This window comes from Trinickia dinghuensis, from assembly GCF_003367175.1.
GTDB classification, from domain to species: Bacteria; Pseudomonadota; Gammaproteobacteria; order Burkholderiales; family Burkholderiaceae; genus Trinickia; species Trinickia dinghuensis.
In genome coordinates this window covers 1-1,271 of the sequence record NZ_QRGA01000044.1, presented here as the reverse complement: position 1 = coordinate 1,271, position 1,271 = coordinate 1, and the positions used below count along the sequence as shown (strand labels likewise).

Genomic DNA, 1,271 nt, shown 5'->3' with positions numbered 1-1,271 from the left:
GCACATGCGAAGCCACCAGTCGGTAATCGTCGTAGATGCAGACTGAAGCATCGGTCGCCCGCAACCATAACTGCTTGCCGACCAACGAGAAGGGCACGGAATACAACACGCGCTGATGCGCGACGTGGCAGTCTCGATGAACCGATACCTTGTGCCAGGTACCCAGATCGGGCGCGACAGCGGGCAGCTCGCGCATCAGTGGCCGTTCGATCTCGAACAATTCGAGCGGTATTTTGCGCGTGGTACCGTGGATACGACGCCCCGCTTCGTGCATGACCCAATGACGAGCTTGCTCGTTCAGATCCGTGAAGTCTCGGAACTGGCGCAGCGGCAAGAAGTTGCCCTTCACGTATTTGACGCCGGCCTCCACGATGCCCTTCTTGGGCGGATCGGCCGGCGGGCAAGGATCGATGCGGAAGCCGTACCCTTCTGCACATTCCGCGTAGGCGCGTTGCACGACCGGGTCGTAGGTGCAGGCTCGCGTGATCGCGCACTTGGGGTTGTCGATGATCACGCGCGAGGGCACAGCGCCAAACCATTCGAACGCGCGACGATGGCAACCCAGCCAAGTCGCGACAGTCTGGTCCCACACGAACTCGACGTACTGGTGTCGCGAGAAGGCAAGCGTCATCACGAACGCCCACGTGCGCCTGAACACGCCGTCGGCGTCGGGCAGCATCGGGCCGGCACCGAAATCCACCTGCGCCGCTTCGCCGGGCGCAAAGCTTAGCGGCACGGTGGCATCGGGCGGACGGTCGGCGTTGATCGAAACGATCATGCGATAAACCGACGAATAGCTGCCGGTGTAGCCGTGCTCACGCCGTAATGCGGCCAGAATCGCGGTGCCGGGCACGTTCTGCTCGAGCCATGAGGCGATCAATGCGCGGTGGACCTCGAGCCCTGAGACGGTCGACCTCGCCTTGTGCGGTGGGCCGAGCGCCGCGGCGATCTCGGCGTCATCCGGTAACGGCGCATCGGGCTTGAGCCAGCCTCGTTGTTCGGCCAACTCCCGTAGTGCGGCAAGCTTGCGTCGCCCCATGTAGCGACAGCGTGCCAGTTCACGCTCGGAATCCCCGTGGCGCATGCGCACGAGAACCTGTCGATATTGATGCATCTCGATTCTCCGTCGGCCCATCGCAGCCTCCCTTGAGGGATCACGCCCCACAAGTTAAGCGCTGCAATGCGCATCACGATCGAGATGCTCGATTCCTTCCTTGGCTCCTATATGCCGAAAACCGGCTGGCTCCTATATGCCGGAAACGAAGTGGCTC

The 1,271-nt window shown here is 62.4% G+C and carries 1 protein-coding gene; it reads right to left on the bottom strand.

All coding sequences use genetic code 11. The features are described from left to right. The coding region (gene istA / locus DWV00_RS33515) for an IS21 family transposase (protein WP_245965147.1) at positions 1-1,114 on the bottom strand (1,114 nt) is incomplete at its 3' end. Between the last annotated feature and the right edge of the window lie 157 nt (positions 1,115-1,271).